The sequence below is a fragment of the Pseudomonas putida genome (assembly GCF_028682635.1).
Lineage (GTDB): Bacteria > Pseudomonadota > Gammaproteobacteria > Pseudomonadales > Pseudomonadaceae > Aquipseudomonas > Aquipseudomonas putida_AE.
In genome coordinates this window covers 323,424-337,591 of the sequence record NZ_JANHLK010000001.1, presented here as the reverse complement: position 1 = coordinate 337,591, position 14,168 = coordinate 323,424, and the positions used below count along the sequence as shown (strand labels likewise).

The 14,168-nt window shown below is 51.4% G+C and carries 15 protein-coding genes and 1 tRNA gene; 6 read left to right on the top strand and 10 right to left on the bottom strand.

From position 1 onward, the window contains the following. Nucleotides 1-301 precede the first annotated feature (301 nt). Nucleotides 302-1,762, top strand: a complete 1,461-nt coding sequence (locus NPS56_RS01590) for a site-specific integrase (RefSeq protein ID WP_274073155.1) — start codon at nt 302-304, stop codon at nt 1,760-1,762. Nucleotides 1,763-1,784: 22 nt separating this feature from the next. On the opposite strand, the gene NPS56_RS01585 is transcribed toward NPS56_RS01590, so the two are convergent. After that, nucleotides 1,785-2,531, bottom strand: coding sequence for a hypothetical protein (locus tag NPS56_RS01585; RefSeq protein WP_274073154.1), 747 nt, complete (start codon nt 2,529-2,531; stop codon nt 1,785-1,787). Between the two features lie 149 nt (nt 2,532-2,680). On the opposite strand from NPS56_RS01585, the gene NPS56_RS01580 reads away from it, so the two are divergent. Next, complete coding sequence (locus NPS56_RS01580) at nt 2,681-2,896, top strand: hypothetical protein (RefSeq protein WP_274073153.1); 216 nt, start codon at nt 2,681-2,683, stop codon at nt 2,894-2,896. A 126-nt stretch (nt 2,897-3,022) separates the two neighbouring features. Here NPS56_RS01580 and NPS56_RS01575 read toward each other — a convergent pair whose 3' ends face one another. From NPS56_RS01575 to NPS56_RS01565, 3 genes are all read right to left on the bottom strand, one after another. Further along, nucleotides 3,023-3,730, bottom strand: coding sequence for a hypothetical protein (locus tag NPS56_RS01575; RefSeq protein WP_274073152.1), 708 nt, complete (start codon nt 3,728-3,730; stop codon nt 3,023-3,025). Nucleotides 3,731-4,100: 370 nt separating this feature from the next. Next, the gene (locus tag NPS56_RS01570) at nt 4,101-4,721 is read right to left on the bottom strand and encodes a recombinase family protein (RefSeq protein WP_274073151.1); all 621 of its coding nucleotides are present in this window, start codon (nt 4,719-4,721) and stop codon (nt 4,101-4,103) included. A 183-nt stretch (nt 4,722-4,904) separates the two neighbouring features. After that, entirely contained in the window at nt 4,905-5,123 is a 219-nt protein-coding gene (locus NPS56_RS01565; RefSeq protein ID WP_274073150.1) for a hypothetical protein, read from the bottom strand. Nucleotides 5,124-5,504: 381 nt separating this feature from the next. On the opposite strand from NPS56_RS01565, the gene NPS56_RS01560 reads away from it, so the two are divergent. Both NPS56_RS01560 and NPS56_RS01555 read left to right on the top strand, forming a co-directional pair. Next, the gene (locus tag NPS56_RS01560; RefSeq protein ID WP_274073149.1) at nt 5,505-5,894 is read left to right on the top strand and encodes a hypothetical protein; all 390 of its coding nucleotides are present in this window, start codon (nt 5,505-5,507) and stop codon (nt 5,892-5,894) included. 54 nt (nt 5,895-5,948) lie between these two features. Next, nucleotides 5,949-6,347 carry a hypothetical protein gene (locus NPS56_RS01555; RefSeq protein ID WP_274073148.1) on the top strand — a complete coding sequence of 133 codons (399 nt, stop codon included), beginning with the start codon at nt 5,949-5,951 and terminating at the stop codon, nt 6,345-6,347. A gap of 583 nt (nt 6,348-6,930) precedes the next feature. Here the strand turns inward: NPS56_RS01555 and NPS56_RS01550 are convergent. Together NPS56_RS01550 and NPS56_RS01545 are read right to left on the bottom strand one after the other, a co-directional pair. After that, on the bottom strand, nt 6,931-7,704 hold the full coding sequence (locus NPS56_RS01550) for a hypothetical protein (RefSeq protein WP_274073147.1): 774 nt from the start codon (nt 7,702-7,704) through the stop codon (nt 6,931-6,933). Between the two features lie 155 nt (nt 7,705-7,859). Continuing rightward, entirely contained in the window at nt 7,860-8,243 is a 384-nt protein-coding gene (locus NPS56_RS01545) for a hypothetical protein (protein ID WP_274073146.1), read from the bottom strand. Nucleotides 8,244-8,622: 379 nt separating this feature from the next. Here NPS56_RS01545 and NPS56_RS01540 point away from each other — a divergent pair, with 379 nt between their 5' ends. Further along, nucleotides 8,623-10,440, top strand: a complete 1,818-nt coding sequence (locus NPS56_RS01540) for an ATP-dependent nuclease (RefSeq protein ID WP_274073145.1) — start codon at nt 8,623-8,625, stop codon at nt 10,438-10,440. Between the two features lie 84 nt (nt 10,441-10,524). Here the strand turns inward: NPS56_RS01540 and NPS56_RS01535 are convergent, their stop codons facing one another. The 4 genes from NPS56_RS01535 to NPS56_RS01520 form a co-directional block, all read right to left on the bottom strand. Next, on the bottom strand, nt 10,525-10,878 hold the full coding sequence (locus NPS56_RS01535; protein WP_274073144.1) for a hypothetical protein: 354 nt from the start codon (nt 10,876-10,878) through the stop codon (nt 10,525-10,527). Further along, complete coding sequence (locus tag NPS56_RS01530; RefSeq protein ID WP_274073143.1) at nt 10,878-11,432, bottom strand: hypothetical protein; 555 nt, start codon at nt 11,430-11,432, stop codon at nt 10,878-10,880. Before NPS56_RS01530 ends, NPS56_RS01535 begins: the two co-directional genes overlap by 1 nt. Nucleotides 11,433-12,951: 1,519 nt before the next feature. Continuing rightward, nucleotides 12,952-13,041, bottom strand: a tRNA-Ser gene (locus tag NPS56_RS01525). A gap of 8 nt (nt 13,042-13,049) precedes the next feature. After that, complete coding sequence (locus tag NPS56_RS01520) at nt 13,050-13,286, bottom strand: hypothetical protein (RefSeq protein WP_274073142.1); 237 nt, start codon at nt 13,284-13,286, stop codon at nt 13,050-13,052. 64 nt (nt 13,287-13,350) lie between these two features. Here NPS56_RS01520 and NPS56_RS01515 point away from each other — a divergent pair, with 64 nt between their 5' ends. Then, on the top strand, nt 13,351-14,040 hold the full coding sequence (locus tag NPS56_RS01515) for a crotonase/enoyl-CoA hydratase family protein (RefSeq protein ID WP_274073141.1): 690 nt from the start codon (nt 13,351-13,353) through the stop codon (nt 14,038-14,040). Nucleotides 14,041-14,168: the final 128 nt, after the last annotated feature.

Genomic DNA, 14,168 nt, shown 5'->3' with positions numbered 1-14,168 from the left:
CTCTCCAGCATGACGTCCTACACGCCCAGCTCATTTCCTACGGGAATTTAGGAATTACCTTTGCTCGGTTATCTGTCGCAGTTGCGCGGTGTATATGTAAATGACACGCCCAAAAACACAAAACCCCCGGCTTCTCTCGAAACCAGGGGTTCTGTTTACATCGAATTTGGCGGTGAAGGAGAGATTCGAATTAATCGACCTTTTCGACCAACTACCGCCGTATTCCGGGGCTTTCAGCGTGCATAGTAGTACAATCGAGTAGTACAATCCGCTGTACCACTCCCCTCCCCACGGCGCTTACATGGCAGACAACCTCATCCAGAAGGCAGGCGAATCCACTTGGTATGTCCGGCTGCAAGTCCCGGCTGATGTGCAGGATAAGCTTGGTGCCAAGGTGTTGATCAAGTCACTGAAGACCGGGCTACGGAAGGTAGCCATGGATGCACGCCTGCCCATCCTCGCGGCGTGGAAGGCTCAGATCAAGGCAGCTCGTGAAGGCACACCAATGCCAGCCGACTGGCAAGACAACTTTCTCAAGAGACTGCACGACATCGATCAGATCGTCACTCAATCTCAAATGGATGCGATGCGGGGCGTGGAGGTCGATACGTCTGAGCCCACTGACCAAGAGTTGGAGGCGTTCAAAACACTCGGTCCTGAGTTTCTATCAGTGCTTGCCGACATCCACCGAGTGAGGGAACAACAACCCAGAGGTGACTTCAGATTCATGGAGGACTTAGGGCAGGTGTCGAAATTGCTGGCGAAGGCCAAGCTCACAAGCGGCTATCAGGTATCATCAGAGCAAGAAGCTGAAGCTGACGCATTGATTGCCGATCCTACAAGCCACAAGGCCAGATCACCCATCACCACAGCCCAGTTGAAGACCTACCGTGAGTTCCGTGAAAGCCGTGGCGGCGCCCCGAAACATGTCGATCAGCAAGTGGGCAAGATGGAGAGGCTGGCGGCCTTCCTGAAGAAAGAGGGACTGCCGCTCAACTTCGACACGGTGGACACATGGCTCAAGTCATTGAATCGCGCCCCTGCGACGCTAAGTCAGCACCTCATGGCGGGCACTGCGTTCTGGAATTGGGCGATGAAATATGACGCGGCATGGCGAGTGGAATACAAGGACAAGGCGAATCCATTCAAAGGGCACGATCTACCACAAGGCGGTGGCTCTGAGATTGCCGGACAAAGCAGGGAAAAGTACACCCGAGACGACACCCTCAAGTTGCATCAAGCCGCCCTGGATAGCAAAGACAAGCCGCTGGCAGACCTCATCGCACTTGGCTGGTACACCGGGGCCAGGATCGAAGAACTCTGCAAGCTCAGCAAAGACAGCGTGGTCACTGTCGATGGCATCCGGTGCTTCGACTTCCCAAAGAGCAAGAGCAAGGCGAGCAAGCGCGTGGTGCCAATCCATCCGAGCCTGTTGTCCTCCATTGACCGCCTGTGCGAAGAGACCACAGACACCTTCCTGATCCCCACCAGCTCACACGACCACTACGGCAAACGCTCCCATGCGATATCCAAGGCGTTTGGCAGATTGCGTACAGCAGCAGGCTTCAGCAGGCTCCATGTCTTCCATAGCTTCCGACATACCGTAGTCACGGAACTGGTCAGGGCGGACGTCCCAACCCCCTTGGCAAAGGAATTGGTTGGGCACAGAGAAGGCTCAGTGACGCATGACGTGTATTCGAAGGGTGCGAGTACAGCTCAGAAGCTGGCAGCGATCTCCAAACTTCCTTCCCTCACGACCTGAAAACGCCTGTCAACGAACCTCATCACAAAGGCAAATGAGACATGTCGAAATCTGGGTGTAGTACGTATGCTCGGCCATCTGCGGTCAAAGAAACGCCCCTACCACCGTTGGTGTAATACTCATCAACAAGCTTACGCTTCACCAATACATCAACGGCACCCTCAGTCTGAACCATCGTGAAATGGATCTTTTGGCTGAGGTCTTTGACGTAGCAAGGTTTGTCGGCATTGTCATAAATCATGATACCAGCGAGAACTATATGATGAGACTCGGTAAGCGGTTGCACCTTCGGAGTCTGTAGGTCTGCAATTTTCACTTGAGCAGCCTTCAACTCCGATCTGGCGGCGTCTAGCTCTAGCTTGGCTGCTTTCAGCTCCTTCGTGGTAGCGTTCAGCGTGGCATCGACAGCATTAAACTTCCCATTAGCCTCTCTTGCTTTCTCATATGCCTTCTTCTGTTCGGCCTTCGCCGCACCCACTTCGAGACGTTTATCCCGGATCGCCCAGATTCCGAATGTAGCCCCCAGTATTGCAATGAGAGTCACAACCCAAAAGAACCACATTTGCAGCGGAACTGTCTGGCTTAACCAGGTGCCCACGCTCAGTATCCTGTCCTTCAACCCCAGAATCGCCGGACTGAAAAAAGAAACGTCGTAGTAGCTCTCGACCATTTTTGTGAGTGGCACCGCCGCCACAGTGCCGATCACCCAATAGGAGACCGTTTTTGCCATCTTGAATCTTGAGCCTTGCTCTGCGTTGTCCGTCTGCATTTTTTCACCTATGCCCATCCCATGTCGCGGATGTTAACTGAGTCGTTCATCTGAAAGCCAACCAGAGCGGCCCATCCGAGGAACACCACCCCTTAAAGCTCCCGAAGGCAACAGATACTGTACATACATACAGCTAACGGCATATCGTGATGACGAATGATTTGATCGATGACAGCGGGTTTGAGACGGGAATGCCAACCCGTGAAGAGATGTTGAAGCGCCACTGTGATTTGCTGTGTGCGGAACTGGAGACGACACGGAAGGACTTGCGGAAGGCCCATCAAAACATTGCCAAGCTGATCGTCATGCACCGGGATAGCTCAACCGAGCTGGCATCATTGAAGGTGGATCATAAGCGCGTCTGAAGTGGACGCTCAGTGACATGTAAGGCCGGGGGCGTGAGCAGGGAGCAGGACAGATGGCGTATGCAGATGGGGATCACGTCGAAGCTGTGAAGCAGAAGACGTGATCAAGCATCCACACAGATCGACTCAATCTAGCTTAGGGGCTCCAGATTCATTGCCAAGCAAAGGCGGCTCACTCCCGCTAGGCAGGTTTTCAGCACGAGCTTGTGTCACCCAGGAAATGCTTGTGACTTCCTTGATCAAATCAACGATGGGTTTAGCGCCCTCGCCGAGCTTCTTCATCAATACTCCAGCCTCAACCGCAAGACCGTAGTACCGATCAAGATCAGAAACTTCTTTGTGCAATTCCGACTGCATCTGTTCAAGACGCTTGAGCAAGCGACGCTTATGATCAGGTTCAATTTCGGTGTTCGCGGCTATCAAATCTCGCAACTCATTCAACAATTGCTGCACACGTTTGAGATCACCATCGGTGAACTCATAATGAAATCCATGAATGATTGTGTTGGAAAAATGCGCTTTCAGAGATTCCAGCTTGTGAGCGTTCGACTGCTCAACCAACTCAGCACGAACCGCCTTTAAAAACATGAAGATATTTTTGCAGGAATCAGGGACATCCCGACTAATGGCAGGATCAAAAGTGCCAAACTCGATTCTCCCCGCCTCATATAAGCTACTGATCAACGCATACCCCTCAAGGAGATAAGCGTACTCTTCAGGCGTCCAACCAGACGCGTCTTCCAGCATGCTGCTCTGCACAAACTCGCAAACTTCAATTGCACCTTCGCGTGGGTTGTCTCGTACCGTACTCAGTATCTCAGCAGGGATCAGCATGTCTCTTCCTTGGTGTTGCGACAATAGGTTGCCGCATAATATAGCCAAGTGGGCGCCGAAGCGCACCATTACTAACGGCCTATGAGTACCAGACGACTCCCCGTTTTTTTTAGGAGTGCAACTCTAGGTTCGATACAGATCTGGATGCCGCAAAATAACGATAGGTTCGTGGCCATGGAGATCACTCAGTTCTTCCGGCACCGTTGAGCAGGCGGCGCACTACCAACACAGAATCGTCTGTTTCATGAAAATAACCCTTCCAGGTTGTTAAAGAGCGGTGTTGCAGCGTGGTTGTGTGAACATCTTTCTTCCCTCGTGGATTGTTCTCACTGCGTTGATGAATGTGTTTGTCTTGTCTACTGCTAACGCTCTAGGCTTTCACCTGACCAAGAACGTAGGTCCCTGCGGGCTTGCTCACCACCATCACCCTGTTCCAGTGACGCTTCACTGTGGCAATGCCAATGCCTAGCTTCTCTGCCGTCTCAGACTGACTGCACCCCTGATCCTTGAGTTCGAGAACATCGCGAGTGGTTGACTGAGCTTCCGGCCTACCGAGCTTCTTACCTTCTTTCTTGGCACGCTCCAGCCCTGCTTGTGTCCGTTCGATCAACAGGTCACGTTCGAACTCAGCTACTGCCCCAAGCACCTGCATGGTCATCTTGCCAGCGGCAGACGTGAGGTCTACCCCACCCAGAGCCAGGCAGTGAACACGGATACCATTCGAGGCCAGATGCTCAACCGTCTGACGAACATCCATAGCGTTACGGCCTAGACGGTCCAGCTTAGTGACGATCAGCACGTCTCCGCTCTCCATACGATCTAGCAGCTTCTGGAAGCCGGGGCGCTCCGTTGCGGCGATGCTGCCCGAGATGGTTTCCTCAACCACCCTACCCGCTTGCACATCGAACCCGGCATTCTTCACTTCCTGCACTTGGTTCTCGGTGAACTGGCTGGCGGTGGAACAGCGTGCATAAAGGAAAGTGCGGGACATGGTGGGCGGCTCCTTGCTGGTATCGATTAACGTGGGATCACGATACCAAGGGATCATCTATGTGTAAAGGCTAGTTTTATGATACCGATTTAAGGCGCTTTTGCTGGCATCGTTTAATGGTCGATTGTTGATACCAGTGGAGCAGCCGTTGTTGGTCAGGCTCGGGCTGCGATTCCTACCGGGTTAGACGTTAGCGTTTAGCTCAGACTGGTAGCGGCGGCCACGGAGTGTGATTGCGATGCTCATGAAGCTATCGCCATCGTCAGCACCACTGTAGAGGGCGGTGACATAACCCTCGTCTTTCAGCTCCTTAATGGTGGCGTAGCTGGGTGTGGAGGTTTCATCGACTGCATTTAGCGGTGCAACAGCGAGGGCGTTCAAAGCGTCTTTGTAGGCTTGCATGGGGTGGTGCTCTTTTGGTTGGGGAGCCCCATTGTACCACTAATTTTCACCACCCATCTCAAAGCGCTTGACACGAGCAATCCATCCGTGATTGGCGGAGCAGACAGCAACCAAAATGGCGATTTCAGCTTCATAATCGACTTTCGGTACAAAAAACCGAATTTGAAGCGTACACACGAGACCCAGCTTGGCCGCTATAACCAACGACCCTTATAGAATGCGGGTTGTAACCATGGGCTCTGATTTGCTCCAGGTCAATCGTGTGAAACCTGTAGGGGTTTCGCTGGGTTATTCGGAGGTTTCCGAGGGCTTTCCCTGAGCACTATCGGCACTATGTGCCATTATGGATAATGGCCACCAGACAGGGACAGGGAGAACCGCATGAGCAATTCCTCAGATCAAGACGACACATCGAAAGGTCTTACCATCAAAGACTTGCCGGGGGGCATCCTAGGAGAGCGAGACAAGGGCCTCATCAGTCCTGCCTTTATAGCAGTGGCAACAGCTGTTGGTGCCGGGGTTAACGAGATGTTGTCTAGCGGATTAACAACTGGCAATGCCATCGGCACAGTTGCAGGCGCTCTTGGTGCACTAGTCGTAACTAAGACCATCGATGCATCCATTACAGAGGCAATGATGATTGGAGGACTGGCTGGCGGGATAGGTGTTGCGGTTGGGAATAAGATTGACGCTCAGTTATCTTCTAGCTCAAGCGAGTCTAGATTAGCCCCATCTAACGAGCTTCTTGCGTATTTGGGTTATGACGCTTGAACAAATCTAAAATGTAATGCATCAACTATAAAACGTAAACGCAAGGAACGGCGAATGAGTGGGTGGCAACGGTTAGGGGTCGTATTGAGCGTAGTGGTGGCAGTGATAATCATCGCAGACAATTATCAATCGTTCCCTACCCAGAAACGGGCGTACTGGGAAGTGAGCAACAGGCTCAGCCTTTGGGCACCTTGCGAGAAGTATTACGAAGACAAGGATGCTGGACGGAAAAATTCCAACGAATACTGTTCCTCTTACCCGAAACAGCAAGTCATTGAAAAGATCCGTACAGAGGCGGCGTGGTACAGGGATCAGTTGAAGACAATGACTGAAAGACAGGTGAAGTTTGTTGCGTACCACTTTGCTTGGTGGGCTGGATTAACCCTGATCATGTACGTGATCGCAACAGTAATGAAATGGGTATACCGCGGCTTTCGCCCCAAGAAGGCTTGACCCTCTCTCGACGTGTACCGTTTACAGCGCCGCTGTGAGGTATTCATCGCTCCTGCAAAGTCAGCATCTCCAGCAGCACTGGCAAGCGGAGATTACGGAATGCCCACTTCGAGCGTCGCTCGCCGTTATTGCACAACCAAGCGTCACCTTGAAGTTCAATCACCCCAGTTAGTTGGCGGAAATATTGATATATATCAATCCGCTCACACACTTGAACTGCCGTTCAATACGGGGAACACCGTAGACCTTCCGGTCTTGCACATACACAATAAATCATAACCACAATCCAGCTTCGCTGTTGCTCTTGATCTTCTTTTACAGTGCAAGACGAATGCGTGAGCATTCAGGGTGACCCCCTGTCAGCGTCGCTGACGATAGTACCACTCAAGCGGAAGCTTACATTCTCACTTGCTGGGGATACTATGTATCAATAATCCCAGCTTCACCTTCAGGCTATCGCCTCTCTACAAGGTATACAATCGTGAAGTTCCTTCACTGAAGCACACTTGTAAGCTGTCGCTTATCCTGCAAGACAACGTCAAGAGCGGCGTTCGCTTCGCTCTCTTATTATATCCTGCCGTAATTATGCTGAAGCACCATATGGGCCTTCAACATAATCGGTCTCATCCAGATCGAACTCCTCTCCCCAGACTGTTGACTCTAGCACCTTGGCCTCCAGTCGCTGTAACACGGCAGGGTGGGCATCCAAGTGCCGTTCAACGTTACGTAGAGCAACACGTCCAGCAGCTGCAAGGTAGCGAGCATACCGCTCACTGACGGGCTCGAAGTCGTGGTTGCGGAAGGCGGAGTTGCGACTAATCGCCTCGGTCGAAATCACCGACATCGTGAGCACCTTTCGTACATAGCCCGGCCTGATGTTCAGCTTGCCATTGCTGCTCTCAACTGCGATGTACATTCCTGCCATTACTGCGTCTTCGACCCAGTGGGCGTTCTCTGCAATCGCCACCTTGGTAATCGCAGCAAACTGGTTTAAGCACACGTTCGGCTTAGGGCCGCGCTTCGGCTTAGAGCCGAGAACATTGATGACGGTTGTTGGTTTAGCTGGCGTTGGCCCACCGAAATCTACGTACACCACATCATCGTTTTTCCTGACATCCACCAGATGCAGGTACTGACTTGGGTTAGTTGGTGGTCGTGGAATTCCACATCGGTACTGTTCGATGTTGGCCTGGAGTGGTGAAGCGACAAACTGCCCATAGATTTCGCCAGTGTTCTTATCGACCCTGAAGCCATCGACAATACTGGTGCGACGTTGTTTGGGGAGGTCGACGTAATCGGAGGTAACTGGGAGATCGGTTGTTTCGGCAATTAAATTCAAGGCAAATACGTGGTGCATGGTGGGGCTCCTTGTTCAAGTTCATGTCATAGGCAATTCCTCTCGGTAGCTGCCGGGTTGAGTTATCAAATCGAGTACACATATACGCGCCACAGAATGCGCGAGGACGGTAATGTCCTCGCTATGGCCTACATATTGGACAGGGAGGGGCGACTCTAGTGCGCGTTCAAATGCTCAATAGCACGACTGATGACGCCCCTTACTTCGATGCTTTCGGTCCTGCACTCAGGGATGAGGACGTTCTTGATGTAGGAATTGAAGTGATGCAGGCGTCCGCGCTCAATGGCGGTGGCGGGCCTGCCGAAAATGGCCTGTTCGCCCTCTCTACGGGCAGCATGGGCTGCTGTAGCTTTCGCTGAACGCATAGCGGAGTCATGCTTCGCGCGGTTCAATGCGGTTGCGTGGAGCGCAGTGAGACTAGGGCTAGTGCTTCTGGTAATGCTGGGATTGGTCAGGCTGGCGTTGCGAGGGGTGCTCTGGCGAGCGGCGTTGCGGGCTATTTCGATGTTCTTACGGGTGTTGCGGGCTGCTGCGGTCATATGATTCTCCTAGAGTAAAGTTCAATGTCATGGCGTTACCTTCAATTGGGGTGGCGTTGATTGCCGATGGTCGGTGCTAGCTTGTGCCAGCGGTTTGCCTGTCTTGTCAGAACAGGAGTCGAATAATGCCTGAAGCGCACACCCGCGTCAATAATTTGTTTATTTCGTGTGCGGTCGACTAGCCTACGGCCTTGGCGCCATATAATTGACATCCAAGGTCGTTGAATCCTTGTAGGTACAGGTTGGCATGGCGTTGATTCACACAGAAATTCATCTCCGAGGGGTGGTCGTAATGGCCTCTGGCTTCTACGATAGCGTCCACGATGTAGCGCCCCGCTTCCCACCACGCGGTCCGTAGGGTCAGAGAAAGGAATTTCGTTTGAGCGTCCGTATAAAGAAAATCGAGATAAACAATTTCAGGTCAATAAAAAGTATTACTTTGAAGCCTGGCGATCTGGCAGTCCTGGTCGGAAATAACGATGTCGGAAAATCGAACATACTGAGAGCATTGAATCTTTTTTTCAATGGAGAGACAAACATTGGAGAAGAGCTTTCCTTTGTTGTTGATCACAACATCCACAACAACCCGAACCAGCGAGCCCGTGAAATACGGGTGCGTCTTGAGTTAGATATTCCTGCCGCATATGTAGCAACAAATGGGGACTACATTGTATGGGAGAAAAGTTGGCGTAAAGATGGGCTTTATCATGATCACTTTCATGGTTATAGGGAGACAGTTGGGCCGAGAGGCGGTAAAAGGTTAGTGGAAGTTGAAATACCAACACGCTCCAATCTTCGTGGTTTACTTCGGAATATAAAGTTTGTATACGTTCCTGCAATCAAGGACAAGGCATACATATCCAAGTTGCGTGCCAGTATTTACGAAGTAATTGCAGAAGTGGCTGCTGATCGCTTCCGGGCTTCTAGCGGGGAGTTCGAGCGAAGTATTGCTGAGCACTTATCAGAGCTTACTGCCGAGGTAACAGAGACGCTCGGCTTTAACTCCAGACTAGCGTTGCCACGCGACCTCAGTCACATATTTGAAAGTTTGGATTTTATGAACGAAGAAAGCCAAATCTCTCTGAATGAGAGAGGAGATGGCGTAAAAACTCGGCATATACCAGTAATTCTAAAATTCATGGCCGATAAAAAGCATACGTTGCTCGTTCGTGGCGCTCAACCATACTCATACATTTGGGGGTACGAGGAGCCAGAGAATAATCTTGAATTGTCGAGCGCTATCAAATTAGCCGACCAGCTTCTCAGATACTTGAACGATACCGTATCGCAAATCTTCCTGACCACTCATTCGCCGGTGTTTTACAACCTACACCTGAATGGCAGCGAGCAGGGCGTGAATGTAACAAGTCATCATGTTTTCAGGGAAGAGGATGTTTCTGGGACCAAAGAGACTACAAACCCCTTAGACCTTGACGAGCACATGGGTACCATGGCGCTCTTCGCTCCTAAAATCGCTGAATTAACAGATCGAATTCGGCAAGATCAAATCGCGCTAAATGACGCTAAAATCCAATTCGAACAACAGCAATCACATCTTTATGTTGAAGGTGAAAGCGATCGAATAATAATTGTTAAGGCGTTAGAGCTGTATCAACCAAATTTCGCAAATCGAATCACTGTGATTACAAAACTATCAGGTGCCGGGCATTCTTATGTTCACGATATGCTGTCTGCATGGCGACATATGCACAAACATAATCCAGAACGCCCAAAATCAGCAGGCTTAGTAGATTGCGATGATGCGGGAAAACTTGTACGTAAAACCTGGAATGACGGAGATCGAAATTGCGAGTCAGCAAAATGCTTCGCACTGGAAGTCCCTCAACACATCAGACCAATGAAAACTGCCGGATTCAAAATACCCGTAGTGCTTGAAACGCTATATCCTCCCCATATCTGGGCTGCCGAATCCCGCTCAGGAAACTTGATCCAGTACCCTGTACAAAAAATCCTCAACGACACGCTTATTGAGAGAGTAATCAATGAGCGCACTACCCTGAGCGAATTGCATGCGGAGGAATGGTGGTCCCTGTATATGGGCCATATAACTAACGAGAGAAAGATTCGTTTAGCAAACGAGATATCGAACCATCGCGACGCTGAAGAAATGCTACTGGAATTCCGTCCTACTGTTACAGCTATTGTGCGCTATCTCTTCCCCAGTGAAGCGGAATAGCAAATCAGTATTTTTCATCATAGAGTCTTTGGGCGATTCGCACCACAATAACCAAAGACTCCAAAAGCTCCATATGTTAGCGTTTTATTTTGAGGCGCCATAACTACGCTGACCTATTGGCACATATCCAGCAGCCAGTGCATCCCGTACTAACTCACGGATAATCTTACGCCCTGATCCGCTGTAGAGATGCTTCGATTCTACAAACACATCCGATAACACCCGTGCGATGATATGAGGACCGGCGACGAGTAGTAACACACCGCCCTCCACACGAACCCACACTGCATGATGATCAACTGCCGGAAGTAAACGCTTCAGGCGTTCTCTCAGACTCTTACAGCAGGCCCTTGGATCAACATCACCGCATAACATGTAGGCGTTGCGTGCTTGATACTCATCCAGCCTTGATAAGTGTTTCTCTAGCGAGACTTTCATTATTTAGCTCCGAGCGATGCACGCACAGCTGCACGCGTTGCACCAAGAGCCCTTTCAACTTCCTCACGGATAGCTGCTGCTTCTTCCTGAGCTTCCTTGGCTAGTTGTTCAGCCTTCAAACGTGCGGCGTTAGCAATGCGAAGTTCCACTTGCCGCTCAATAATGGCCTCATTCTCAACTTCAACCTTGGCACGTAGTTTGGCTTCAGCCTCTGCATACAAACCCTTCAAGTCTTCTTGCTGCTGGGCAGTAGGCTTCATCAGGTAGACATTGAAATATGCAGCACCAATAGATGTGGTTGCTGTTGTCGAGCGTGTCCAACCCTCCCCGATCTTCTTCAGCACGATGTCTAGTAGTTCATCTGGCCCGGTCGAGGCGACAAACTCAACGACGGCACCCTTAAACCAACGACGTGGTAAGTTACCTGAAGCGTCTGGTCGACCTTGGTAGTCGACGTCAAAGCCTTCAACGCGATTCAAATACTGTTGTTGAGCTTCATCCCTCGCCGCTTGGATGTCGCCCTTCGTTACGATCTTCAATACAGTGTTACTCATAATTTATTTCTCCATAGATGTTGTGTTGCCCAGAATGCGGGCGATAGTTGGTCGCGGCCAGGAATAGGCCGTGCTTTGTCGATATTGGTTGTTTGAGGCCTTGTATAATGCGGCCTACAGAGGTGCAAAACAGCGACCCTGTACCCTAGGTAGGGGTAGGTGTTTTTACGGGTGTTTAACCCAATGATTCCAAGAACGCTGGTGACACGTTCGCTAGTTCACCAACAGACACAAGAGCCCCGTTGCGGTTCTTCCTACCTGCCAGTTTGAAAAACTTGGTCAGTACTGCGTCTGATACTCTGATGAAGCGAAAGGTGGCACTGTCAGTCGGTGGCTCTGTTGAGCTGATGGCATTAACAATCAGGGATGAAGCTGTGTGAATCACGATGTAATTTGACATTGGTTTTCTCTCTCATGTTGTGGGTTGCCCTCCTTTTGGGTGTGTGTTGAATGTGATGTGTTAACGCGATTTACGTGGGTAGTACAAGTCGATAACTCGGATGTGTACACCCAGAGCGTCGGCAATCTCGCTGGCAGTCATCTCGTGGCAATATCGGTAGATAAAAGCCCTAATTTGCTCGGCAGTCGCTACTACACGCTGATTTTCAATTGACGTCATCTTGCGGTTCATCCGTTGGTGGTTGTGGGTTGATCGTGTCGAGGTTGATTAACTTGCGTTTCTTCGAGCGGTGATACTCTTTGTTGCATGTCTGTGAGCAGTACAACGCTCGCTGGGTCTTACTTGGGAATGGCGTGCAGCAGTGCTTACACAGCCGAATAACTACGGCCATATGTTCTCCTATGGAATATGGGTGAATGGGTATGTGGGGTGGAACGGAATTACAAACAAAGAAAACGGATATGGGTTTGAGGCCGCATATCCGCTCAAGTACATCTATGTCTTTGGTTCGATGGTGTTGCGAATTTGTTGCTGCTGGGGAAAGCAATTCAACCCTTGAACACTTGCAGCGGTAGCGCCGATGGGGAATCAATCCACCTGTCGAGTGTTAGCCAGCTACCCGGTGAAACGTGTATACCCACAATCCTGACGAAGGGGTCGGCTGATCGGCCTGACTGAAACGCCAGCGCCGAACGGAAGCGAGGCGAATGTTTCAACCTCCCTTCCTAAGCCCTATTCTACATGATCTTTCGTATTTGTCAAGCACTATTTTCACATTGATGCAACATCTTTTTCGCTATTAGAAGCAAATTGTTGATAGCTACGATGATGAAACCCATGCCCTGCTTGGCTTGTAGGCGATTCTGGTGTAGCCAACCACCGCACATTACCTGACGAACGGTAGATGCAGGGCAAAGCACAGAGCGTGACACGGCTGGGGGCGTGATCGGACTAACGGTAGGGATCTGGGAGATGCTTGGGGTATGCGATGGAGAAACGGCAACGCCCTTTGGATAACGGAGCGCCGGAAGGCGGGATGTGATGAGTGGTACAACCGAGTGGTACAATCGGAAATGAAAAAGCCCCGCAAACCATTGATTTGCGGGGCTTTTCAGAATGTGGCGGTGAAGGAGAGATTCGAACTCTCGATACAGTTTCCTGTATACACACTTTCCAGGCGTGCTCCTTAAGCCACTCGGACACTTCACCGTATCTCTTCAAACATGTTCTGTCTGTCGAGGCGCGCTAATGTAGTCGAAAGCTTTTCTGTTGGCAAACATTTTTTTGAGAATTTTCATGCGCTTAAGGCGCTTGGGTGTTTTTGGTTGCCCAGGGTAATGGCAAACCGGCCAATCTCCGGCCTGGCACCCCACCTCTATATAGCAGGCGATACGCGGCAGGCGTGCCGGGTGACGCTGGCCGAGCGGGTAAAGGGTGACTGGCGAGTCAGTCATGGCGCTTTACCTTGCCGATGGCGGTGAGTAACTTCTGCCCTACTTTATTGAAAGGATTAGCGTCATGAGTGAGTTGATTACCTACCACCTCGAAGACGGTATCGCGACCCTGACCTTGAGCAACGGCAAGGTCAATGCCATCTCTCCGGACGTGATTGCGGCGTTCAACGCTGCGCTGGATCAGGCGGTGACTGATCGCGCGGTGGTGATCATTACCGGTCAGCCCGGGATTCTGTCGGGCGGGTACGATCTGAAGGTGATGACCTCCGGCCCCAAGGAAGCGGTGTCGCTGGTGACATCCGGCTCGACGCTGGCCCGTCGCCTGTTGTCGCACCCCTTCCCCGTCGTCGTCGCCTGCCCTGGGCATGCGGTCGCCAAGGGTGCGTTTCTGCTGCTGTCGGCGGATTACCGCCTGGGTGTCGATGGCCCCTTCAGCATTGGCCTGAACGAAGTGCAGATCGGCATGACCATGCACCACGCCGGTATCGAGATTGCCCGCGATCGCCTGGGCAAATCGGCCTTCCAGCGTTCCGTGGTCAACGGTGAGATGTTCAACCCGCAAAGCGCCGTGGCTGCCGGTTACCTGGACGTCGTGGTCGCGGCCGAAGAACTGCAAGGCGCGGCGCTGGCGGCGGCTCGCCAGTTGAAGAAAATCAACATGATTGCCCACAAGAACACCAAGTTGAAAGTGCGCAAGGCGCTGCTGGAAGCGCTGGACAACGCGATCATTCTGGATCAGGAACATATGGGCTGAGCCCGATGTTGCAGTAACCCAGGAGCCCGACCGTTGTGTCGGGCTTTTGCGTTGAAAACGCTGGGAGCGCTCTAGGACAAGTCTGACCCGTCAGTCGGAAACATGTACTCAAACATCGTCTATCTCCC

Coding starts and splice junctions, on each gene's coding strand:
- NPS56_RS01590 (WP_274073155.1), top strand. CDS start 302: ATGGCAGACAACCTCATCCAGAAGGCAGGCGAATCCACTTGGTATGTC.
- NPS56_RS01585 (WP_274073154.1), bottom strand. CDS start 2,531: ATGCAGACGGACAACGCAGAGCAAGGCTCAAGATTCAAGATGGCAAAA.
- NPS56_RS01580 (WP_274073153.1), top strand. CDS start 2,681: ATGACGAATGATTTGATCGATGACAGCGGGTTTGAGACGGGAATGCCA.
- NPS56_RS01575 (WP_274073152.1), bottom strand. CDS start 3,730: ATGCTGATCCCTGCTGAGATACTGAGTACGGTACGAGACAACCCACGC.
- NPS56_RS01570 (WP_274073151.1), bottom strand. CDS start 4,721: ATGTCCCGCACTTTCCTTTATGCACGCTGTTCCACCGCCAGCCAGTTC.
- NPS56_RS01565 (WP_274073150.1), bottom strand. CDS start 5,123: ATGCAAGCCTACAAAGACGCTTTGAACGCCCTCGCTGTTGCACCGCTA.
- NPS56_RS01560 (WP_274073149.1), top strand. CDS start 5,505: ATGAGCAATTCCTCAGATCAAGACGACACATCGAAAGGTCTTACCATC.
- NPS56_RS01555 (WP_274073148.1), top strand. CDS start 5,949: ATGAGTGGGTGGCAACGGTTAGGGGTCGTATTGAGCGTAGTGGTGGCA.
- NPS56_RS01550 (WP_274073147.1), bottom strand. CDS start 7,704: ATGCACCACGTATTTGCCTTGAATTTAATTGCCGAAACAACCGATCTC.
- NPS56_RS01545 (WP_274073146.1), bottom strand. CDS start 8,243: ATGACCGCAGCAGCCCGCAACACCCGTAAGAACATCGAAATAGCCCGC.
- NPS56_RS01535 (WP_274073144.1), bottom strand. CDS start 10,878: ATGAAAGTCTCGCTAGAGAAACACTTATCAAGGCTGGATGAGTATCAA.
- NPS56_RS01530 (WP_274073143.1), bottom strand. CDS start 11,432: ATGAGTAACACTGTATTGAAGATCGTAACGAAGGGCGACATCCAAGCG.
- NPS56_RS01520 (WP_274073142.1), bottom strand. CDS start 13,286: ATGACTGACTCGCCAGTCACCCTTTACCCGCTCGGCCAGCGTCACCCG.
- NPS56_RS01515 (WP_274073141.1), top strand. CDS start 13,351: ATGAGTGAGTTGATTACCTACCACCTCGAAGACGGTATCGCGACCCTG.